General features: G+C 47.7%; 27 protein-coding genes and 1 tRNA gene. 16 read left to right on the top strand and 12 right to left on the bottom strand.

What is annotated here, in order from left to right:
* Positions 1-31: 31 nt before the first annotated feature.
* The 6 genes from NC996_RS17810 to NC996_RS17785 form a co-directional block, all read right to left on the bottom strand.
* Positions 32-205 (bottom strand): hypothetical protein, encoded by a 174-nt coding sequence (locus tag NC996_RS17810; RefSeq protein ID WP_190681883.1) that lies wholly within the window; start codon positions 203-205, stop codon positions 32-34.
* Positions 202-348: a hypothetical protein gene (locus tag NC996_RS17805; RefSeq protein WP_190681882.1), complete on the bottom strand. Its 147-nt coding sequence runs from the start codon at positions 346-348 to the stop codon at positions 202-204. Before NC996_RS17805 ends, NC996_RS17810 begins: the two co-directional genes overlap by 4 nt.
* Entirely contained in the window at positions 345-560 is a 216-nt protein-coding gene (locus NC996_RS17800; RefSeq protein WP_190681879.1) for a hypothetical protein, read from the bottom strand. Before NC996_RS17800 ends, NC996_RS17805 begins: the two co-directional genes overlap by 4 nt.
* 204 nt (positions 561-764) lie before the next feature.
* Positions 765-1,160 (bottom strand): hypothetical protein, encoded by a 396-nt coding sequence (locus NC996_RS17795; RefSeq protein WP_190681876.1) that lies wholly within the window; start codon positions 1,158-1,160, stop codon positions 765-767.
* Positions 1,147-1,416, bottom strand: a complete 270-nt coding sequence (locus NC996_RS17790) for a hypothetical protein (protein ID WP_190681873.1) — start codon at positions 1,414-1,416, stop codon at positions 1,147-1,149. The genes NC996_RS17795 and NC996_RS17790 overlap by 14 nt, the downstream gene beginning before the upstream one ends.
* A 167-nt stretch (positions 1,417-1,583) precedes the next feature.
* On the bottom strand, positions 1,584-1,805 hold the full coding sequence (locus tag NC996_RS17785) for a hypothetical protein (protein ID WP_190681871.1): 222 nt from the start codon (positions 1,803-1,805) through the stop codon (positions 1,584-1,586).
* A 78-nt stretch (positions 1,806-1,883) separates the two neighbouring features.
* On the opposite strand from NC996_RS17785, the gene NC996_RS17780 reads away from it, so the two are divergent.
* Positions 1,884-2,324, top strand: coding sequence for a hypothetical protein (locus NC996_RS17780; RefSeq protein WP_190681868.1), 441 nt, complete (start codon positions 1,884-1,886; stop codon positions 2,322-2,324).
* A 136-nt stretch (positions 2,325-2,460) separates the two neighbouring features.
* Here the strand turns inward: NC996_RS17780 and NC996_RS17775 are convergent, their stop codons facing one another.
* Positions 2,461-2,775 (bottom strand): helix-turn-helix transcriptional regulator, encoded by a 315-nt coding sequence (locus tag NC996_RS17775; RefSeq protein ID WP_190681865.1) that lies wholly within the window; start codon positions 2,773-2,775, stop codon positions 2,461-2,463.
* Between the two features lie 260 nt (positions 2,776-3,035).
* Complete coding sequence (locus NC996_RS17770; RefSeq protein ID WP_242037430.1) at positions 3,036-3,332, bottom strand: KGK domain-containing protein; 297 nt, start codon at positions 3,330-3,332, stop codon at positions 3,036-3,038.
* A gap of 112 nt (positions 3,333-3,444) precedes the next feature.
* Here NC996_RS17770 and NC996_RS17765 point away from each other — a divergent pair, with 112 nt between their 5' ends.
* The 6 genes from NC996_RS17765 (at position 3,445) to NC996_RS17740 (ending at position 7,588) form a co-directional block, all read left to right on the top strand.
* A complete protein-coding gene (locus NC996_RS17765; protein ID WP_190681862.1) occupies positions 3,445-3,678 on the top strand; it encodes a hypothetical protein in 234 nt (77 codons plus the stop codon).
* Positions 3,679-3,751: 73 nt separating this feature from the next.
* Complete coding sequence (locus tag NC996_RS17760; RefSeq protein WP_190681858.1) at positions 3,752-6,280, top strand: DnaB-like helicase N-terminal domain-containing protein; 2,529 nt, start codon at positions 3,752-3,754, stop codon at positions 6,278-6,280.
* A gap of 3 nt (positions 6,281-6,283) precedes the next feature.
* Positions 6,284-6,499, top strand: coding sequence for a helix-turn-helix domain-containing protein (locus NC996_RS17755; RefSeq protein WP_190681854.1), 216 nt, complete (start codon positions 6,284-6,286; stop codon positions 6,497-6,499).
* 3 nt (positions 6,500-6,502) lie between these two features.
* On the top strand, positions 6,503-6,850 hold the full coding sequence (locus NC996_RS17750; RefSeq protein WP_190681851.1) for an HNH endonuclease: 348 nt from the start codon (positions 6,503-6,505) through the stop codon (positions 6,848-6,850).
* A 122-nt stretch (positions 6,851-6,972) separates the two neighbouring features.
* Positions 6,973-7,323 (top strand): hypothetical protein, encoded by a 351-nt coding sequence (locus NC996_RS17745; protein WP_190681849.1) that lies wholly within the window; start codon positions 6,973-6,975, stop codon positions 7,321-7,323.
* Positions 7,307-7,588: a hypothetical protein gene (locus NC996_RS17740; protein ID WP_190681846.1), complete on the top strand. Its 282-nt coding sequence runs from the start codon at positions 7,307-7,309 to the stop codon at positions 7,586-7,588. Before NC996_RS17745 ends, NC996_RS17740 begins: the two co-directional genes overlap by 17 nt.
* Positions 7,589-7,752: 164 nt before the next feature.
* On the opposite strand, the gene NC996_RS17735 is transcribed toward NC996_RS17740, so the two are convergent.
* Positions 7,753-8,880 carry a site-specific integrase gene (locus NC996_RS17735; RefSeq protein WP_190681841.1) on the bottom strand — a complete coding sequence of 376 codons (1,128 nt, stop codon included), beginning with the start codon at positions 8,878-8,880 and terminating at the stop codon, positions 7,753-7,755.
* A gap of 150 nt (positions 8,881-9,030) precedes the next feature.
* Positions 9,031-9,103, bottom strand: a tRNA-Glu gene (locus NC996_RS17730).
* A 279-nt stretch (positions 9,104-9,382) separates the two neighbouring features.
* On the opposite strand from NC996_RS17730, the gene NC996_RS17725 reads away from it, so the two are divergent.
* Complete coding sequence (locus tag NC996_RS17725; protein ID WP_190681838.1) at positions 9,383-9,874, top strand: hypothetical protein; 492 nt, start codon at positions 9,383-9,385, stop codon at positions 9,872-9,874.
* A gap of 59 nt (positions 9,875-9,933) precedes the next feature.
* Here NC996_RS17725 and NC996_RS17720 read toward each other — a convergent pair whose 3' ends face one another.
* Complete coding sequence (locus tag NC996_RS17720) at positions 9,934-11,619, bottom strand: iron uptake porin (RefSeq protein ID WP_190681835.1); 1,686 nt, start codon at positions 11,617-11,619, stop codon at positions 9,934-9,936.
* 216 nt (positions 11,620-11,835) lie between these two features.
* On the opposite strand from NC996_RS17720, the gene NC996_RS17715 reads away from it, so the two are divergent.
* The 5 genes from NC996_RS17715 (at position 11,836) to NC996_RS17695 (ending at position 16,903) form a co-directional block, all read left to right on the top strand.
* Positions 11,836-12,813, top strand: a complete 978-nt coding sequence (locus NC996_RS17715) for an aldo/keto reductase (RefSeq protein WP_190681832.1) — start codon at positions 11,836-11,838, stop codon at positions 12,811-12,813.
* A gap of 258 nt (positions 12,814-13,071) precedes the next feature.
* Positions 13,072-14,106 (top strand): multicopper oxidase domain-containing protein, encoded by a 1,035-nt coding sequence (locus tag NC996_RS17710; RefSeq protein WP_190672916.1) that lies wholly within the window; start codon positions 13,072-13,074, stop codon positions 14,104-14,106.
* A gap of 96 nt (positions 14,107-14,202) precedes the next feature.
* Entirely contained in the window at positions 14,203-15,234 is a 1,032-nt protein-coding gene (locus tag NC996_RS17705; RefSeq protein ID WP_190681992.1) for a helix-hairpin-helix domain-containing protein, read from the top strand.
* Between the two features lie 24 nt (positions 15,235-15,258).
* On the top strand, positions 15,259-15,693 hold the full coding sequence (locus NC996_RS17700; protein ID WP_190410818.1) for a ferritin-like domain-containing protein: 435 nt from the start codon (positions 15,259-15,261) through the stop codon (positions 15,691-15,693).
* A gap of 241 nt (positions 15,694-15,934) precedes the next feature.
* Positions 15,935-16,903: an FTR1 family protein gene (locus NC996_RS17695; RefSeq protein ID WP_190681829.1), complete on the top strand. Its 969-nt coding sequence runs from the start codon at positions 15,935-15,937 to the stop codon at positions 16,901-16,903.
* A 317-nt stretch (positions 16,904-17,220) separates the two neighbouring features.
* Here NC996_RS17695 and NC996_RS17690 read toward each other — a convergent pair whose 3' ends face one another.
* Positions 17,221-17,520, bottom strand: coding sequence for a 30S ribosomal protein PSRP-3 (locus NC996_RS17690; RefSeq protein ID WP_190410816.1), 300 nt, complete (start codon positions 17,518-17,520; stop codon positions 17,221-17,223).
* Positions 17,521-17,647: 127 nt separating this feature from the next.
* On the opposite strand from NC996_RS17690, the gene NC996_RS17685 reads away from it, so the two are divergent.
* From NC996_RS17685 to NC996_RS17675, 3 genes are all read left to right on the top strand, one after another.
* Complete coding sequence (locus NC996_RS17685; RefSeq protein ID WP_190681826.1) at positions 17,648-18,481, top strand: TIGR01548 family HAD-type hydrolase; 834 nt, start codon at positions 17,648-17,650, stop codon at positions 18,479-18,481.
* A gap of 154 nt (positions 18,482-18,635) precedes the next feature.
* Complete coding sequence (locus tag NC996_RS17680) at positions 18,636-19,109, top strand: peptidoglycan-binding protein (RefSeq protein ID WP_242029116.1); 474 nt, start codon at positions 18,636-18,638, stop codon at positions 19,107-19,109.
* Positions 19,110-19,422: 313 nt separating this feature from the next.
* Positions 19,423-20,466, top strand: a complete 1,044-nt coding sequence (locus tag NC996_RS17675) for a WD40 repeat domain-containing protein (protein ID WP_242037429.1) — start codon at positions 19,423-19,425, stop codon at positions 20,464-20,466.
* The last annotated feature ends 253 nt before the right edge of the window (positions 20,467-20,719 follow it).

The following is a 20,719-nucleotide window of genomic DNA, read 5'->3' as shown; positions in this document are numbered from 1 at the left end:
CTCTCAGCATTGAAAGCGATCGCTTGATTGTTTACCGACTCAATCCAAGCGCTCGTTCCATGCCGCGCTGCTCAGCTTCAAGCGTTTGGATGTGCTGCTCTTGTTGCTGAATGATTAAATCTTTGGGGTCAGTTTGGGGTTGTTTGGTCATGAAGTAAAACCCGACTCCAGCCAAAATTAAAGCGAGTCCGATATGGTCTTTCATGCCATCTCCCCCTGGTGCATCCCTTTTGTGATTCGGTCGAGGGGCACTCCGGAACTACCTGGATGAAAGCCAGGGGCAAGTAGCACGCCTCCGATTGCAAGCGCGAACTGACAAGTCAGCGCTTTCGCTATCGCGTATTTCATGCCTCCCCCCCTTTCCCACGCGCTGGATGATTGGTGAGGCGATCGGTTATCCGTTGGGCGACTTCCCGCACTTCCGGATCTTCAATACTGTCAATGATTGGCTGTGGGTCAGTGCCTTTATGGAAGGCGTCGGTTAATTCAAGTGCAGCGTCTAGGTCAACTCCGTGGGCAAGATATTGCCCATCTGGGAATCCGACTTCAAAATCTGTCATGATCGGAATATCTCCTTGATTGATTGGGGAGCCAGTACCAGCGGTTGGAAGCCTGCAAAACTATCGCCGCTGGTTACTGACAAATCTTTAATTTTTAGAAGAGTGGCACGCCGTCGGCAACGACGGAAATTGAGTAACTGGGATAGGTAACGGTAGAGGCTTGCCACCAGTGCGAGAGCTTTTGATAGATGAGGTTGAGCATCATTAGTTCTCCTCTGCTTCGGTGGTGGAGTAGGAGAGCAAGGAAGATGAACCACTGAATTCTCCAGCGGCCAATAGAAATTTTGGGTCATTTTCCGCTGCCTCCAAACGCTTGCTTTGGTTATCTATGCCGTCAATGAAGTCGTCGAAGGCGTCGATAACGCCTTCTGCTATATCACCAAAATCACCAACTGAGATTTCGTAGAGAGCGTCTGCAATGCCACCGCCAACGATTTGAGCTTTGACGGCGTTAGCGGTCTTGCGACGGGCGAGAGCAATCTTATCTGTGATTTGGGTTTGGGCTTGCTCGGCATTAACTTGAGAACGTTTTGAGCCAGTTGAGCCAGAGCTTTTTTTACGCTTGGCTTGTTCAACGGCTTTTTTGTCAGCTTCGGTCATAAATCTGCTCCATTTTTTGGTTGATTTCTGAAATCGCACGCTTGCGACCTTTTTCTCGGACTAATTCGCGGAACTCGTTCAAAACGTTGAAAGCTTCCAACGTGAACCCTTCTTCGTATGGTTGATAGTCGAAACCCTTGACTCCAAGCTCTAGTAGGACTCTCTGATCGCGTCTTAGTTGGGCGTCAGAGATGTCAAGTAGCTTCTTAGCTTGGGAACGAGTAATCCATGTTTGGTCTGCATTTACTGTCCTCATGGTTGAGTTGTGGTTGAACTGTGATTAAGTTGTGGCTACACTCACGGAGTGAGCATAATTCGGTCATTCTAAGGGAATTATTAGTTGTTAATGCATAATAAAAACGCTCCTTTCAGTTGGGAGTTGAAACCAGCGAATACCACCCCGCTGGCTTTGCCATTTCTGGGCTAACTGATGACGAGGGGGACACCTTGATAAGCGCAGAATTGATTTAAAAAGTAGATCATCATCTGCCGCTGTTCGTTGGTGAGATCGCGCTTTTCTTTCTTCAACAGACCAACGTGGACACCAACTTGCTTAAGAGCCGCAGCTTTGCGGGTTTGGTTGCCAGCTTGGTTGTATTTTCGGATCTGGTTGAAGATAAGATTTTGGTCGATTGCGCGTTCCATTTAGAACCTTTTTGGGATTACTAGAAGGGAGTCGGGGAATGAGAGCCTCTCCGGCTCGGCTCTCAACTAGGTGATCAAATGAATCAGTTTGAGTTTGTTCAGTACGAAAGTGAACCTCGATCGATTGAGTTGTATGAACCAGGCTATAGATATGACCCGGACTATGCGCTTTCTCGCTCTGAAGAAGCGATTATTTTAGTTTTAACTACGCTAATTGTCTTAGCGGTGTGCGGCGCAATTGCATGGAATCTACCTAGAAAAGTTGGATACAAGGGTCTATCTCAATGGCTTTGGTTTGGGTTTTTGGTTTTTCCTTTTACGACAGTGTGGACTTTGTTGGCTTTTGTTTTGATACCGTCACCGAAGGACAAGGAGCTTAAGGTATTGAAAGCTCAATTGAAATTGTCGGAGGACGACCTAGATTCAAAACAGAAGCAGATTGAGCGAAATGTGGAATACATCAAGAAGGCTAACTTGGCTATTGAAACGTTGAAGGAACAGGCAATTAAACGAAATTAGGTTCATCTCCTTAAGTTATGGATAGAAAGCCGGGTGTCGGGAAGCCCCGGCTTTTTCTATGGGGCGATACCAAGAGCCAGATGCTGAAATCCTCCTTTGGTGATTTCAAGGTGTATGCGGCACGCCCCAAAGCTTGTTAGTTGACCATCCGCTTCCAGTCGTCAAACGAAAGCTCTGCCCGGTCAAGAAAGAGCTTAAGTTGCGATAGCGTTAACCTGATTTGAGCATCCTTGAAGGCTTCGGCAAACTCGGAAAAACTACATTGATAGGCAATGATCGCGGCTTCAATCTCTTCTGGGGTATCGAAGATCGGAAGCTTGGCTCCTCTTTCCCAGTTACTGATTGTCCCCACAGTTTTTTGTAGGTCTACCGCTAATTGCATTTGGGTTTTTCCGGTTCTGTCCCTCAGGTACACAGGCGTTATGGGGTTGGTATTTTCTTCGGATTTCATAATATACTAGCAGTGCTACTACCCCAGTGTAAGTACCGGGGGTAGAAGTGGCAGATACAACAGTGGGGCAGACCTGGATTTTGCCGTCTGGTCTGCCCACATCAACATCGTCCCACTAGGGGGATATGCAGTTTAAAGCTAATAAGTACAAATGCGGAAGAGAGGTCTGTCCCCTATTTGCTGTAGGGGACAGACCCCGTCATAGTGTGCCGATTAGCCCAAGGTGGAACACACGTTAAACAGGAGGTGACGCGACAAACTTATTGATCTGTGCCCAACTGCTTTCGCAGCGGATCTAGAGACTCATGGTTATCAGATGGCTCGTCGGGTACAAACTCTAGGCGGAGCCGCAGTTTCCCCTTCTGCCACTCTTTCCTAGGCTTTAAAAGCTCACAAGTTAAACCATCGCCAAGCCAGTCAGAAGCTAGATTTTTCATTTCTCCGCCTAAGCAATGCATCACTTGCAACTTCATCTCATTGACCTTGCAGGTGGGAATGCCAAGAGGACTTATGCCCTCATCCATCCAAAGCACATCATCGTTATCGAGATCGTTCATGACAATTACTTACCTATAGACACAGCAACACTGGGCAGACCTAAAGTTAGCCGCTCCGGTCTGCCCATCTAAATCGTCTCATTAGCGCTATTTGCGCGATCGCAACAACACCATGAGCAATGATCTGATTCGTAATTTGTTATGGAACACGACTCCGCGCTTCGGACTCCGAGAAGCGGTGGATATTCCAATGCTCAATCTGAGGGGATGGATTATGGGCGTTGCTGTCCGCGAAGACGGCTGGGCTTATCAAATCAACTCTGAAGATCGTCCTCCGGTCTGGCTACCCGAATCTGATTTACAAAAGATTCCTTTATCAAGGGAAGAGTTACACGATGACTTTTGAAAATTAACCAAAGAAAAAGCGATCGCCCCTGACCCGTTGAAGGGAGCGATCGCCAAAGAAGGAGAACTAAAAAATGATTGCAACTTCTCAATTTATAAGCGGTGACAGATTGCCGCCAATGAATCTCGAAGCAGAAGAAAGCGTTTTAGGTGGCATCCTAACCTATCCAGAATCCTTTTCTCTGGTTGCTAAACAACTACTTCCAGAACACTTCGCTCTCAAAAGTCACCAACAAATATATAAGGCTATTGTAGCAGTTTCAAGCCTTGCCAAACCACCTGATTTAATGCAGGTTTTAACTTATCTTCACGACCGAGGATTGCTTGATTCGATAGGCGGACAGAGTAAGCTAGCTCAATTGGTTGATTGCACAATATTCGCAATTAATATTGACGGATACGCCGAATTAATCATCGAGAAATACCAAAGAAGAAGATTAATTCAGCTTGGAAACGAAATCAGTAGTGCTGGATACGAAACCTCAGCAGAGCTATCAGAACTACTTAGCTGGGTGCAGGAGCAATCTTTTAATACTACTCAAGAGGCGCTAGGAGGTGTAAAAGATTCCAAAGCATTTAAACACCAGCAAATTGTCTCTCAAGTAGCAAAGCTGGAGCTAGAAGAAGAAAATCCTTCTTTGCGATACTTCAAGCTCATTGATATTGCCAAAAGCTCAGGATTATCCGTTGCTCAACTGGAGACAATCTACTACAAACATTTAATCAACGATGAAAACGAACCGGCTATCCCCCTAGCAGAATTCCGTCAAAAATACGGGGCATCGGTAAGCCGCTGGTTTCTACATGGCTTCCTCTCTGAAGGCAAGGTTTCTCTCTTCTACGGGAAGGGTGGGGTGGGTAAAACCCGGCTCATCTACGACCTAATTTATAGCGTTGCCAAAGGTCAAAGCTGGAACGGGTTCCCAGTCACAGCCAAGAGCCGGAAGATTCTGCTTGTCCAGACCGATGAAAGTCAAGGGGACATGATCGAGGCTCTCAACGCCAGGGGCGTCACCGACGATCTCCCAATTCTGTGTAAGAGCCGGTGGACAGTAGACCATATCCAGCAGCTCAAGAAAGAGATTGTTGAGTTGGGGATTAACTGGGTTGTCATCGACTCACTGACCGCAGTATCCCAGAACTCGATCTACAGCGAGAACGATGTGCCCTATGCGCGTCCAATCCTGCTTTTGAAGGCGCTAGCGCAAGAGTTGGGAATTCACATCAGCATTATTCACCACGCTGTTTCTGACGGGTCGAAGCCCAGAGGAACGACAGCGATCGTCAATGCTGTTTCAGATGTTTTCTGCATCGCTGCAAAGTGCGATGCCCAAAAACCAGACTCTCTCAACCGAGTGCTGAAAGTTGAGAAATCCCGCTCTAGGGCACCGGGAATTTACGACCTACTCTTTGACCCCGAAGACAACTCCTGGCTGCTACTAGGCAAACAAGGAGAAGAGGAGGACAGCCCCAACCTGACGATCAAGGATAGGATCATCAGTTTTTTACAATCCCATCCCAACATCAGCTATGAGGCCGCTGAAATTCACGAAGAAATTGGCGGGCATCTCGATAGCGTCCGTCGCTGTGCAAGTCAGCTGGCAAGAGATGGTGAAGTCAGTGCTAAGCGCCTCCCCTCTGGTGCCAAAGGATACTGGATTGCTTTGGACGGCGATGAGCTACCGACACACACCCCACCGGACCGGGAGAAGATCGCCAAGGTTAAGGCTGAGTTAAAGGCAGCCGATATTGAGGCGGATGATCACCCCGATGATCACCCGATGATCACCTGCAATGATCACCCTTGCGATGACGGATTAGCAAGCCTTTCGGAGATTCGCCGACATCCGATCATTCAGAGCCAAGAGTTTTCCACAACAAAATCCGCCGACATTGATGATCAGATGTCGGCAGATCCTGAAAACCCTCGCCAAAAGGAAGTTCCAGGGGTGATCATCAAGGGTGATCATCAGGTGATCATGGGTGATCATAGCGATCGCCCCTCCGCTTTCAAAATTGGCGACACAGTAGCTACTTCTGACCCCTATTCAACTCAGTACACTTGGCACGGCTGTATAGAAAATAGCCGTGGTGACGGAGAAGAGTGGCTGGTGCGATGGGCAGAACGGGCGGGGAAGCCAGGACGCGAAACTGACTGGTATTTCACCTCTGAGCTGAGATTAGTTCAAGAAGCGATCGCCACAGAAGAGGTAAAACCAGCGACATCAGCAGAGGATTTTGAAGTTGGAGACAAGGTCTGGGTTGAAGCAGTTTCCAGGAATCCCCCTTATTCAGGAGAGGCGACTGTGACAGCGATAGGCAACAAATACCTGAGCGTTGAGATTGGAGGTCAAAAAATTCCATGCGAAAAATCTGAAGCCAAAATTCTTTCCAGGGCAGAGACCACTACATCTAGTGATGAGGAGAACGCGATCGCCACTGCGACGCTAGAGCTTCGTGAAGGTCAGAAAGTCCGCTGGAACGGGATGGGCTGCGAAATTATCAAGCTTTGGAAGCATAAAGCTAAAATCAGCAGCTACAACCCTCAAAACAACGAATTCATAACCCAAACCGTTCCAATCGAGGAACTAAAGGAGAGTTGACACATGGCGAGTACATCGCAATGGCTCGACACCGCCGCCGCAGCGGTCGTGCTAGGCATTTCCGCCAGACAACTTCGGAAGCTGCGGAAAGAAGGACTGTTCAAACTTGGCAAACATTATCGAATTCCTAGTGCCCCTGGTGCAGCTCGACCAACTTATCAATGGCACCCCGAACGATGCGCTCAGGCGCTGGAAACCCCGATGGAAAAAAGGAGTTAGAAGATGCCAATGGATCGCCGTCTCTATCCCGCCAATTGGGATGAGATTGCCTTGCAAATCAAGGAAGCTGCTAATTGGAGCTGCCAACAATGCGGCAGGGAATGCCGCCGCAAAGGGGAAACCCTTTCAGAATTTTGCACGCGCAGGAATCGCCCCTGGGACGAAGTCACCGACCATCCCCAAAGATTCACTCTCACAGTCGCTCATTTGGATCATGTTCCCGCCAACTGCGACCCCTCCAACCTAAAAGCGCTCTGCTCGGTCTGTCACTGCCGATATGACCTCAAAGCTATGCCACTAAAAAAGCGGCTTAAACGAGAACGACTAGGTCAATTAACCTTGCCTATTTAACGGAGTTCAAAAGGAGTGATTGAATGGCTAAAAGACGACCATGCCCTTTATCCCTAGATTGTTCGGGAATGGGAGCTTTAAGAGGAAGGCCTTGCGTTAATTGGGATACCTGCAATTGGTGGGTGAAGCCTTGGCGTTTGCCTTACGAATTTAAATTACTTGAGTCGGAGGGATTGTCCTATCTATCCGTAAAATGGTCGGACTCATTTGAACAACCAAGGTGGCAAGAAGCGGGGTGGGCTGCCGCAGAACCATTACCTTTTGTTCATTTAAAAGCGTCAGATGGGTGTCGGATTCTGTACGTTAATCGATCTAGGGGAGATTGGGACAAAGCTGAGCTACTTGGAAAGAAATACCTGCTCTGGGCTGCCGCTCAATCAATGAATTATGCAGAGTTTTACGAGTTCGATCCAGACGTTTATGAAGACTGGCTGTACAAAGAGCCTTGGTACAACGTTGAACAAATTCATTGAGTTGGGGGACGCGGGCGATCGCTTGGATTCAGGACTTTTTTTAATCAAAAAATACTTTGACCTCAGCGAAGGACTTGATGAAGAAAAAAGGCTCTTGGCGCTTTTATCCATCAGTCACTATCACGTAAAAGTTAAACTGGTTTTCAGATCAGATAAGGATGTTTGGGGTTTATACCTTAGTCAGTTTGCTGTCGAAAAGCTTGTTAATTTAGCCCTAAAACAGGAGCCTTTGGAAGATTGCAATGAAAATAGCAGGGACAATTGAATTTTCAGGAGTTGAAGCTTTTTTGAAAACCGATTCTGGAAATTACAAGATTCACTCTAGCGAAAAAGCAAGACTGGAGTTAGATCGAGATTTACATGAAGGAGTACACGCCAAGGGAGAAGAAGACTCCAGCATTGTGCCGCCTCAAAAATTTGATGGATGGGTTAAAAATGACTCTCTAATGTTGGAGGCTTAGGGCGATCGCTCCTCATCATCAGCGCCTCAAATGCCTTTTGGTGGTGTTTGTCTGTAATCCAGTGGTGATAGGTGTCGGTGTGCATTTGGACGCTGTGCCCCATCTGCTGAGCCGCCAAACTTAGATCGAGTCCAAACTCTAAGGTTCGTACAGCCCAACAGTGGCGCAGGTCATAAAGCTTAAATCCGGGCAGTAGCGGGTTGAGGTATTTGGAGCAAGATTCTCCAATCCGCGTGTTGTTTCTGTCCAGGCTGATATTTGGCGTCTGTACTTGTTGGATTTGAAATTGGTTGTACCACTCTGGATAACAAGGCCATACTCGTCTGGCTCCGGTCTTCCCTCCCAGCACGCTAACAACTTGAGAGCCGGACCTAATCTCATCAAGATCGAGGTTAAAAACTTCGTGAGGTCTTAAGCCGTAAGTAGCTAGCACCCCATAGACCCAGCGCCACGCCGGGTTTTTAATCGTTGAATAGCATTCGGCAATTGAACTGTCATCAGGAAGCGTTCTTGGTGACACTCGCCGCGGCGAATACCTGCCAGCGTAGGGGCGAAAGTCACACGGCAGCTCAGCAAACTTGGCTAAAGCATTCAGTACCATACACACCCGCTTTCTAGATTTACTGTCGGGTGCTGTTGTCAGTACCAACTCTTTTAATAGTTCCACCGATAGCACCCCGTCTTGGGGCAACTGCCGCAGCACTTTTAAATAGTCTCCCTTCCAGGTTGATTCGCTTTTATCAGTGCGCTGTCGCCGGTGGAAGTAATCTGCCTCGAACCGCTCGATCCAATTGCCTATCGTGCCAGCATTCTCGGTGTCAGCGGCGGCTGCCCTTATATAAGGTGTCCAGCTAAATTCGTTGCAGTCCAGCAGCGCCCCAATTTTTCGGGCTTCTTTTTCTGCCTCACTAATGCCAGCGGGGTTCGCGTGGACACCTAAAGCCAGCCGCTGTTGATAGGAAATCAGTTTTTGGGAGGAAGGCTTTGGCGGAAACGTCGCCCGAAGATAAAGCCTATCCCCAATGACTTCAATTTTCACTCCGACCTTCGCCACTTTCAGGCGTCCGTTCGCTTGTGCTAATTTCCCTTGGATCACGCTTGCCTAAAATCCAGCCTAGTTTTTTAAGTATATTTAGGTCTATTTAAGTATGTTTAGGTATATTTCATTCATGCCACAAATACTAAAATCGCGTCATCGCAAGGTTTTTAAGGCTTGCGATGACGCGATTTCGTTGTGACTTACGGATACCCCCAGGGGAATTCGAATCCCCGTCGCCTCCGTGAAAGGGAGGTGTCCTAGGCCTCTAGACGATGGGGGCCTGCTCCGTTGCACTTTTATTAATTTAGCCAATTGAAAAGCTTTTGTCAACACCTAAACGAAAAAAATTTGAGCGGGGAGTTAAGACAGGCAATTTCGGAGTTTTGGGGCAGGAGGAGCGCGATCGCGTTAGGCTAGTGGCTGGGTAAGCAGCGAGTGTATGCGGCAATAATTTGCCGTCCCGCGACCAATCGGGACGTAATTTTAGTGAAAAGCCCGATCGCGTTAGCTAGAGCTGCTAGAACAATAGTAGTCTTTAATTTCTATCTCCTCACATTCCATGCTGACCCATCACCGCAGACCTGTCTGCTTATCACTTGTATCTACTGATATGCCGGTTTGGTCTACCATTGAAACCGCTGCTACCTTATATCAAAAAGACAAACAGCGCTTTCATCTGCTGCTCACGGAACCAGAAATCCGGGATTGGGAACGCTCTGATGAAGCGCCCCCTGTTGCTAAAGACCAACCGCCAGAAACTCCCAGACTTTTGTGGTTGGAAATTTCACCTTCTAGGGTGATCATGACCATGCAGGGAAACGGCAAGTTGAGTTATCGCCATCTCTGGGAACGAGGAATTTATGGTCTTAGCCGCTATTGGTTACATAGCGAGTCCTTAGCCGCGCATGGACAGGTGCGTCTGCGAAACTTTACCAAAAGTTTGACCCTAGAAGGGCGTCTCTTGCCAGAACATCTGCGGCTGGAATATGAATTATGGTCGGAAAAAGTCCAGTTGGGGAGCTATATCCTGAATCTGGAGATTCATCATTAGTCATTCGTCCTTAGTTGCGACTCCTCAACTAAGGACGGATGACTAATGACTTCAGACTTTTAAAAAGTAAACGTTGTTCGGATGGTGCCAATCACCAGATCGTCATTAGCCGCATTATGATCGGGAGCAGTGAGCCAGATAATCGCCGGTGTTATCGCGATGTTATCTGTCACCTGGTACTGATAGAACGCTTCTAGGTGCAATGAAGTATCGGAATCCTGAATCCCCAACTGGCTAAGGCTATTAGCCCGATTTGTCACCTTTGGTTCCATGCCAACAATCACACCTGCCAAATTGCCGGTTTTTCCCAAGTCAGGAAATGCCAACGTTAAAGCCCAGTTCCAGATGTTGGCATCTCCCAGCGCGATCGCCCTCGCCGCCGTGTAGCCAACCCATCCTCCGACGACAAACCGGGGACTAATCTGAAAAGAGGCTTCTACACCGTAGGAATTGCTAACAACTGGAAACCCTAACGGATTTAACTGATTATTCAGATTGGCGTCATTGCTGCCAGTTTGCAGGTCATTTTTATAAGCGTGAACATAAGTTAATCCAATGCTGGCGCGATCGCTGGGTTTAAATAATACTTGTGCTAGTGCCCCATAAGAACCATTGAACAATCCGTTTCCAGATTCTGGATTATCAGCGTCACCGGCTAAATAGCCTAAGCTCAGTTCCAGTTTGTCGTTGAAAGCATGCCGAATCCCAATACCCGCCCCTTCAACCAGGTAGTAAATGGAAGGACGGGTTCCAAAGCGAGATAAGGCACCGCTGCCACCATCGCCATCCAGGTAAGGGTTGACGGTATTCGTAAAGTTTTCTGCATCAGCGGCATTGGCAGCAACCACGACTTCTGTATTCTTGCCGACGGGGAACTGGTAAAGCAGCTCATCAATCACGACATCACTGCTAGTATCGCCCGTAAAAAACAGGTCGCCTTCTGGAGTAAGGGTACGTTCGGGAAGCGAACCCAATTCTTCAGCTTGCAGTCGAGTTCTCAGGATATCTCGACCTGTAAAGCTAGTTTCTAAGTTTAGGCGCGTCCGATGCCCAAAGATTGCCACGTCATCGATCGGCTTGCCATCAGCATTTTCCCCAGTTGCAACGCCTGCAACCCCAAAAATCGCTTCCCCAGCAAGTTTGGTCGTGGTGGAAAATCCAATCAGTTTCAGTTCCTCAGTCCGCGCTGTTAGTTCATCGACTTTCCCGCGCAGCAAGGCGAGTTCAAGGGTATATTCTTCTTTTAAACGCTCCAATATCACTAAGTCTTCTTTAGCAATGGCGTCTCCGTTCGCCACAGGCAGTACCTGGCTAATTCGGTTGAGGGCAAGATTTAGGGCAGCAGCGAATTCATCGCGGCTCAAGGCTCGATTGCCCCGAAAGGTGCCATCGGGATAGCCAGCAATGACCCCATATCGCTCTACTAAAGACCGTAGCGCCTCATACGCCCAGTCACCTGGTTGAACATCCTTTAGCTGGGAAACGTTGGTGACTTGGTTCATGCGGTCATCAACAGAGTCTTCCTGCGCCGAGTCTGGCTGAGCGTAGCCATCAATTTGTTCTAAAACGCTGGATGATGACTCCGGGGGGTCATCGACGGGCATGACAACTTCTGGAGTGTCAACAGGAACGGGATTTTCTGGCGTTGTCGGAATTTCAGACGCGATCGCTTTCCCACTGACAATCAGGATTGCTCCTAAAACTGCTGAGCTTAGCCACTGAGAATTCCTGAGGATTTTGCACATCTCTACTCTTCACACCACTTAAGCTTCTTCCCCATTGTTCATTGTCAAATGCTTTCTAACATGACAACAGAGAAGATTTGTTTTATTTCAGCCAGAGTGTTCCGTCGTTGAAATTTCAGACGCGATCGCATCCGATGAAACAACCAGAATCATTGCGATCGCAAGCAGGAATCGCTGCTAAAACAAAGAGTAGAAGCACTACTCTATAAAATCACCATGACACCGAAAACAACGCGCCGTGCTTTCTTAGCCACTAGCATAGCTGTAGCAGGAGGGATTGTCGGCACTGCGGCGTTGAAAGAAGAGCGGACGCCTGCGGAGTCATCTCCAACCCTGGTGACAGCGACCATGCCAGAACGGGAATTGGGAAGTACTGGGGTGCGTCTCCCGATTCTCGGTTTAGGGGGTGCTGGACAGACACCATTATCCTGGGAAAATTCGGAAGAGAAAGCGATCGCGCTCGTTGAAAAAGCTTTAGCTCTTGGCATTCGTCACTTTGATACAGGGGCAAGCTATGGCCCTAGTGAAGATTATCTAGGAAAAGTTCTACCTGCACATCGAAGTAGGTTGTTCCTAAGCAGTAAGACGGCTATCCGCGACCGAGATGGGGCTTGGCGAGAGTTGGAGCGCAGTCTCAAACGTCTGAATACAGATTACCTTGACCTGTGGCAACTCCATCATGTCTCTTTTGAGCCAGAACTAGACGAAATTTTTGGGCGTAGCGGTGCAATTCAGGCTTTGGAAGAGGCAAAACAGCAAAAGTTAGTGCGTTTCGTTGGCATCACCGGGCACCACGAACCGGCAATCATCGCTGAAGGCTTGCGCCGCTATGCCTTTGACACAACACTTATTCCCATAAATGCTGCGGATAAACACCATCCACGCCCGTTTATCCCCGCAGTGCTACCAGTGGCGCGGGAGAAAAAGACGGGTGTGATTGCCATGAAGGTGCCAGCTTACGGGCGTCTATTTAAGCCGGGAGTGTTGGAGGGAATGCATCAAGCGTTGGGGTATTCGCTGTCAGTCCCAGGTGTACATTGTGCAGTCATCGCCGCTGAAAATCCTACACAGTTAGAGTCAAATGTCAAGGTAGCCCAGGCATTCCAACCACTTGCTGAGAGAGCGATCGCAGAAATTGAGCAACGCACGGCTGCTGCTTGGGAGGATAATACTTTCTTCCGGGCTTGGACTTGATTGTTTTAACCGCAAAGGACGCAGAAAAATTCGCCCTCACGACGATTACCGAACCTCACTATCGAAAAAACGGCGATGAAAGTCGCACGACGCCTTAATGCTATATATGCACTGTCAAAACTAGGCAAGCAATTTTACTAACGTTTATCTTGATTTACTTATTGAGAATAATTGACAATAAATGAACAGAGTTTTATACTCTTCTGGAATTATTTACAAACTTTCCTCAATTGATCGGCGCGAACCGTCGATCGTGCCATGCCGAAGAACCCACTACTATTACTACAACAAGGAAAACCTTTGAGCCGCCGCAAACTGCTGGCACTCGGATTAGCAGGAGTCGGTGTGACTGGTGCAGCGTTAGCCGGAGGTAATGCTTTACGCTTGGCTTTACCCGCTCTCAATAAAAAACGAACGCTCCCAGCAAGAGTGCCACCAGTTGCCAGCGATACACCCGCCGATCCGAGTGGCTTAAACCCAATGAGGGTGTTGCGGGATTTTGATTATGGCACGATTAAGCAGGAAAATGGACGCACAATCCGGGAATTTCGGATTGTTGCGGAGAATTCCATGCTACAGCTCAATAGTGCGGTTTCTTTTAACACCTGGACTTTCAACAATCGCGTACCGGGGCCAACATTACGGGCAAAAGAAGGCGATCGCATTCGCGTTCTTTTCCTCAATCAAGGTGGACATTCCCACTCGATGCACTTTCATGGCTTCCACCGTTCTGAGATGGATGGAGTGCGTCCGGTGCGCCACGGAGCCGCAACGATTTATGAGTTTGACGCAGAACCGTTTGGCGTGCATCTGTACCACTGTCACACGGAGCCTGTGACGCGGCATATTAGCAAAGGTCTGTACGGTATGTTTATCATCGATCCTCCTGAGGCTCGTCCACCGGCGGATGAGATGGTGTTGATGATGGCTGGCTATGACATCGATGAGGATCGGAAAAATGAACTTTATGCCTTTAATGGTCTGCCTGACTATTACATGATGCACCCGATCCCGATTTACCAGAATCAACTGATTCGCCTATACGTTCTGAACATGATTGAGTTCGATGTAGCGGCGACGTTTCACCTGCACGCCAATATGTTTCAGGTGTATCGCACTGGGCGCACTCTAACTCCCAGCGAAGAAACCGATGTGATCACGATGGGTACCGCTGAGCGGCATATCCTAGAATTCTCTTTCCGGTATCCGGGAAAATATATGTTTCATCCCCATCAGGATGAGATGGCAGAACATGGTTGTATGGGTCAGTTTGAAGTAATGGGTTCCGCTTAGTAGAAATTTTCGCAAAAAGTAGTTGATATAGTTTTGCAACTACTAGATAATAAACCCCGGAATCTGAATAAAAAAATGTCTCAAAACTCTTCAATGATGCCTTCTTTTCGGTCTTTATCTTATACCGTGGCGATCGCTGGTTTAATCGCTCTTACCAGCTGTGGGAATGCCCCAACCACTGACAACACCGCATCCCCAGCAGCGAGTCCCTCGACCGCAGCTTCTTCCCCTGCAAGTACCACAGAAACGGCTGCTCACAATCACAGTAGTGGTAAGCAAATCAACATTAACACGGCTATTCTCTCCGAGTTAGATAAATTAGAAGCAAAATTAGGCATTCCAGCACTGTCTAATAAAATTCAAGCAAGTCGTCCCTACGGCAGTCCTGAGGAATTAGTTACCAAAAAAGTAATTAGCCAGGAGCAATATGACCAAGTGAAAGACATGGTCACGATTCAGGATGTGGTGCTAACTGGGGAAGCCAAAGACGTTGATTATATGACCAAGTTAGGCTTGATGAAGGGTCATCTCTTGGTTGCCAGAGAACTACTTGATCAACAAAAACCCGACCAAGCGGAACCTCACATTGGGCACCCGGTAGAAGAAATCTACGTGGATGTAGAAGACCAACTCAAGGAACGCAACGTCAAAGAATTTAAGACAACTTTGATTAGCCTGCAAGATTTAATAAAGTCCAAACCCAAGGATGCCAGCGTAAAAACGAGTTTCGCTCAGTCCACAGAGGCTGTGGACGCGGCAATTCAGGCTTTACCCGAAACCCAACGCCAGTCTCCAAAATTTGTGCTACAGACGATCAACGGGTTGCTGGATGCGGCGAATGCAGAATATGGAGCCTCGATCGCTAACGGCAAAATCTCCGCTGCGATTGAGTATCAAGACTCGCGGGGGTTTGTTAACTACGCCGACACTTTGTATAAAGGGATCGCCGATAAAATGGTTAAAGAAAATCCGGAAGCCCACAAAGCGATCGCAGACAGCATGACCCAGTTGAAAACTGCTTGGCCCTCCGCCATTCCCCCGGCTGCACCCGTAAAGACTCCGGAGGAAGTAAACCAGCTAATCAAGACAATTGAGAAGAACGCTCAAACTGCGATCGCGAAGAGTTAACCAATCTAGGACATCACCGAAAGCATGAAAGAGCTTGACCAAAAAAAGACTATTGACCTGCTGAACACAATCATGGAATTTGAGCTGGCAGGAGTGGTGCGTTATACCCATTATTCCTTGATGGTAATTGGCCCCAATCGAATTCCGATTGTGGAATTTTTCAAATTGCAGGCAACTGAGTCTTTGACCCATGCCCAACAAGCGGGAGAAATTCTGACAGGTTTAGAGGGACATCCCAGCCTACGAATTGCTCCCATTGAGGAAACCTATAAACATTCGGTGCAGGACATTTTGCGGGAAAGCTTCAATCATGAAAAGAAAGCGTTAGACCTCTATAAAACCTTGCTAGACACTGTTGCCGATGCCAGCATTTACTTGGAAGAATTTGCCCGCACGATGATTGGCACCGAAGAAATGCACACCATAGAAATCAAAAAGATGTTGCGCGACTTTAGCTAATGGGTAATGGGTAAGCAGAGTTTTGAGTTTTAAATATTGAGCTTTGAGCTAGAAGAAAGTTCTAATTACGGTTCTCGGTTATGTGAGGTACATTCTCAAAACTGAAAAGCTTGATAATCGTGAATTTTGGCGTACCTCACTGGTGCAATAACCACGATCGCTCAAAACTCAAAACTCAGATGAGATAAACTCTTGCCTCTACAACTTTTTCCCAATTGCTTACTACCAATTACCAATCGTCATGGATTTTAGTTCTGCGCTACCTACCTTTGCGATCACCCTCCGCGAAGGCGTTGAAGCCGCCCTCGTTGTGGGGATCGTGCTGGCTTGCTTGAAAAAAGCCAAGCAGAGTTCCCTGAATCCTTGGGTTTATGCGGGTGTTGGGGCTGGGCTTGCCGCCAGTGCCGTAGTCGGCGTTTTGTTAGCCTGGATAGCTCAAGCGCTCTCGAAATCCAATCAACCCTTTGCACCCGTGCTGGAGCCACTTCTGGAGGGTGTATTCAGTGTAATCGCGATCGCGATGCTCAGCTGGATGCTCATCTGGATGACTCAACAGGCACGCTCGATGAAAGCATCTGTCGAAGGAGCCGTTACATCGGCTCTGAGGCAAAAAGGGGGTTCGGGTTGGGGTATTTTCAGTCTAATTTTTATCGCAGTTCTGCGGGAAGGTTTTGAAACTGTTCTCTTTATCCTTGCCAAATTTCAACAAGGTTTAATTCCAGCTTTGGGTGCCTTGGCTGGCTTGGGAGTTGCGGCTGGGATTGGTGTTGCTTTATTCAAGTGGGGAATTCGGATTAATATCCGCCTGTTTTTCCAGGTGATGGGCGTTTTATTGATCCTAGTTGTTGCAGGTTTGGTCGTATCCTCGTTGAGCCATTTTGACTCAGCGATTGCTACATTAGCTCAAATGGATCGGAAGTCAGAAGCTTTGTGTTTCTACTACGAACGGTTTGCTAAAAATCCCTCCTGTATTTTGGGACCAATGGTTTGGAATACGACCCAAATCTTTCCTGATGACAAGTTTCCTGGGCTACTTTTTAGCGCCTTGTTCGGATATACCGATAAGCTCTACGTCGTTCAAGCAATCAGTTACCTGCTGTTTTTGCTGACTATTGGGGGCATTTATTTCCGCAGTATTACCGGACGCACCAGTGTAGCCGCGGCAAATGGTAAATCGGCACAAAAACCGATTAGCTATCGGCAAGAATAGCGCCAATTGCAAGATTCTAGAGATTGGTATAGAGGTAGTCATAGAAAAACCCGTTTTCTTCTCAGAAAACGGGTTTTTCTATTTTCGGATTGTTTTAGCGACATACCGATTGTCCCACCGCTTCAGGGTGACAGGAACAATACGTCCTTTGCAAAAATGAGCGATCGCCAGTTGCTAAGCAGGAAAGTTTAGCCCTAGAAAAGAAATTGCTACCCTCTTTAGTCACATAAAGGTTAGCTTATCTCTCTTGCTCAACTCCGAAGTGCTTTGGCAGCAGGACAAAAGCATTAAACTCTGGCAGATGCACAGGAGAATTCTTAAGCACTACCTGTGAAGGCGACTTCTGGAAATTTTGCCTGAGCATCAGACATAGAACGACGTTTGCCTTCTTCTTGCCAGTAGTTAATCACTTCTGTCGCTTTGTTGAGCAACGCGACGCGCTCTTGATCGGTAATCCAATGCTTGGCTTCCAACTCATTTTTTAGCTGTTCCCAAGCATCGTTCCGAGGCCAAAAAAAGTAAGATGTCAGAGGGCTGGTGCCTTTGCCTACTACTTGGTCAACCGCTAGTGCTACGTTCTCTTCCAGCCAGAGAACCTTTAAAATAAACCTCGACAATCACACCTCCAGGGAAGTCCCAGGCTTGTTGAATACTGTACAAACGATTATTTTACACCTAGGCGATCGTGGATAGCTATGTGTTTGCTCATCGAATATTTTAATTGGGATTGGGAGATGCTTTGCAGTGGTTCAAGAATCTAGTTGCCTAAGTTTAGTCGTTTTCGATATTGACGGTGTAGTGCGAGATGTTGGGGGATCTTACCGACGGGCGCTAGCTGATACTGTGGAGGAGTTTACGGAGGGTGCTTACCGACCAACCCCAGAGGAAATTGACCATCTGAAGTTGGAAGGGATGTGGAATAACGATTGGGAGGCATCCCAAGAGTTGGTCTATCGTTACTTTGAAAGCGTTGGACAGAAAAGATCGCAACTAAACCTTGATTATGACGTTTTGGTTGCTTTTTTCCAATCGCGGTATCGCGGGCCAGATCCGCACCATTGGACGGGTTATATCTGCGATGAACCGCTGCTATTACAGCCGAGCTATCTAGAGCAATTGACAGCGGCTGGGATTCTCTGGGGCTTTTTTAGCGGTGCTACCCGTGGCTCGGCTAATTATGTCTTGGAGCAACGCCTGGGTTTAAAGTCGCCGTTGCTCATTGCGATGGAAGATGCTCCGGGTAAACCTGACCCAACAGGGCTGTTTGCGGCAGTACAAGCGATGGAAGAAAGATCGTCGGTTCCCCCCTCAACCCCGGTTATTTATGTGGGAGATACGGTTGCCGATATTTACACGATTGAAAAGGCGCGATCGCTTAGCGTCTCCCCAGGAGAATCGCTCCACCCTGACCGTCGTTGGATTGCAGTGGGCATTTTGCCACCCCACGTTCAGGAAAACCAGCAACAAAGGGATGCTTATGCAAATGCTCTCAAGGCTGCTGGTGCTGCTGCGATTTTCAGCAATGTACAGGAATTGACACCCGTGCAGATTTTACAACTGGTCAATTCACCAGAATGAGCGAATCGTGTAGCAGCGGGCGAGTGGGTATTGCTTCATACGAATGGGTGAGCGGTTAAGGTGAGTTTAAATACACCTAGCAGGGCGAAGGGGAAGCGGGGCTGCCATCAGTAGATTGGAACAGTAGAAACAACACTTCCCAGGAAAATTCATCATGCAATCAACCAATCAATTTGAAGCCATGACTCCTCAAGCCGCTGCTACCAATGCGATTAAAAAGCCAGTTCTGCGTAGAGGTTCCCGCGATCGCGCAGTGGTAGAACTCCAACAACTACTCGCTCATTGGGGCTATTATGCCACTCCTTTCGATGATGTGTTTGACCTCCCCGTCGAAAATGCCGTGAAAGCTTTTCAACACCGCGTCTTTCTAGTAGAAGATGGGATTGTTGGCGCTAAGACGTGGCAAGCTCTTTACTCTGGTGCCCCCGTTGATATGCCGGAACTGAGACTAGGTAGCCGTGGTGAGGCAGTGAAAACCCTTCAGAAAGTCCTACAGTTGATTCCCGATGGTATATTTGGGTCAATTACCCAGAATACTGTGAAAAGCTTCCAAAGCTCCCGTGGCTTGGTAGCGGATGGAATTGTCGCTTCTCGCACTTGGTTTGAGTTGAGCAAGCTACCTCACTAAGAAGTTGTTGCATCGGGATGTGGTGGCGCTCCTTTTTTACCCGCATCCCTCGTATCGAATTGGAACTTTCAACCAGCGCGATCGCTCTAGAAGTCTTAGGGCGATCGCTGTGCTTTTCGCGCTGGTTGTTTAATCGGGAGTCTCAACTGTGCAGAAAATCGATAAATTTTTACTCAGAATGCAGCTTCTGACCGCAGAGAGTGTGCGGAGCGGGTATCGCCATCTATATTAAGAAACGACCTGTAAAATTCTGCAATTACTGCCCATATTTCAGCAGATGTGCAAAATTTCTTCCCATTCGTCTGTTATTTCTATGTTTTCTGCTCAAACTAGGACTTTAGTCGGTACGATAGGCGCGATCGCCACAGTCATGGCTACGAGCGTTATAATTCCACCAAGCAACATCAAGGCATACGCAGCTCCAATTGATGCTTCTGTTGCAGTAGCGAACTTAAACGCTTGGGAAAACGCTCAACTAGAACGCACCCTCAGAGGGCATTCAAATTGGGTAAATGCTGTCGCCATCAGCCCTGATGGAACAACCTTAGCCAGTGGCAGTTCTGACAACACGATCAAACTTTGGAATCTTTCCAGCGGACAAGAAATTGGCACCCTTACCGGGCATTTCAAACCAATTTTCACAATTGCATATAGCCCCAATGGGCAGCTTCTCGCTAGCGGATCTCAGGATAATACAATCAAAATCTGGAATCTTGCTACAGGTCAAGTAATCCGCACTCTCAGGGGGCATTCTAGCTCCATTGATTCGGTCGTTTTCAGTCCTGACGGGCAGTTTATTGCCAGTGGAGGTAAGGACGACACGATCAAGATTTGGAATCTGACTTCCGGCGAGCAAATCTTAAGCCTCACAGGTCATGCTAATGGGATTGATGTTGTTGCCTTTACCCCAGATGGGCAGACCCTCGTGAGTGGTTCTGAGGACAAAACGATCAAAGTTTGGGATCTCTCTACAGGTCAAGTCATCCGCACCTTGAGAAAACATACAAATGCGGTTCATTCCTTGGCAATTACCCCAGATGGACAGACACTTATAAGTGGGGGTTTTGACAAAACTATCTACCTTTGGGACATGACCACATGGCAGCTCAAAGGTCGCCTGAGAGGGCATGCAGACATGGTTTATGCAGTTGCTATTAGTTCGGATGGACAGTTTCTCGCTAGTGGTAGCGAAGATAGAACAATTAAAATTTGGAGCCTAAAAACTGGGAAACAAATTACAACGCTGACGGGTGATTCTAGTGCAATTTATTCCCTCTCTATCAGCCAAGATGGACAGACGATTGCAACGGGTAGTTATGACAAAAACATCCGAATTTGGCGAACGCAGGGACTTTAAATTGAATAGCTAAAAACTAAAATCTGGGCTAAAAGCTTAAACCCATTGAAGCGAGTTTTAGCTTCCCCAGGAAACTTTTAGCTTGACCAATGCTATAAATGTCGCTCGTTGACGTACATCTTGAATCGTCACACTTGAGAGGCATACCTGCAAAAAAAAGGCTTAAGCATAATGCTTAAGCCTTTTTAAATTTAATACGAGTAACTGAAACTAATTGCGCTTACAAATTACTCAGCCCTTTTTGTCTCAGCTT

This window comes from Trichocoleus sp. ST-U2 (assembly GCF_039961875.1).
GTDB lineage: Bacteria > Cyanobacteriota > Cyanobacteriia > Cyanobacteriales > FACHB-T130 > FACHB-T130.
This window is presented reverse-complemented; position numbering and strand designations above follow the sequence as displayed.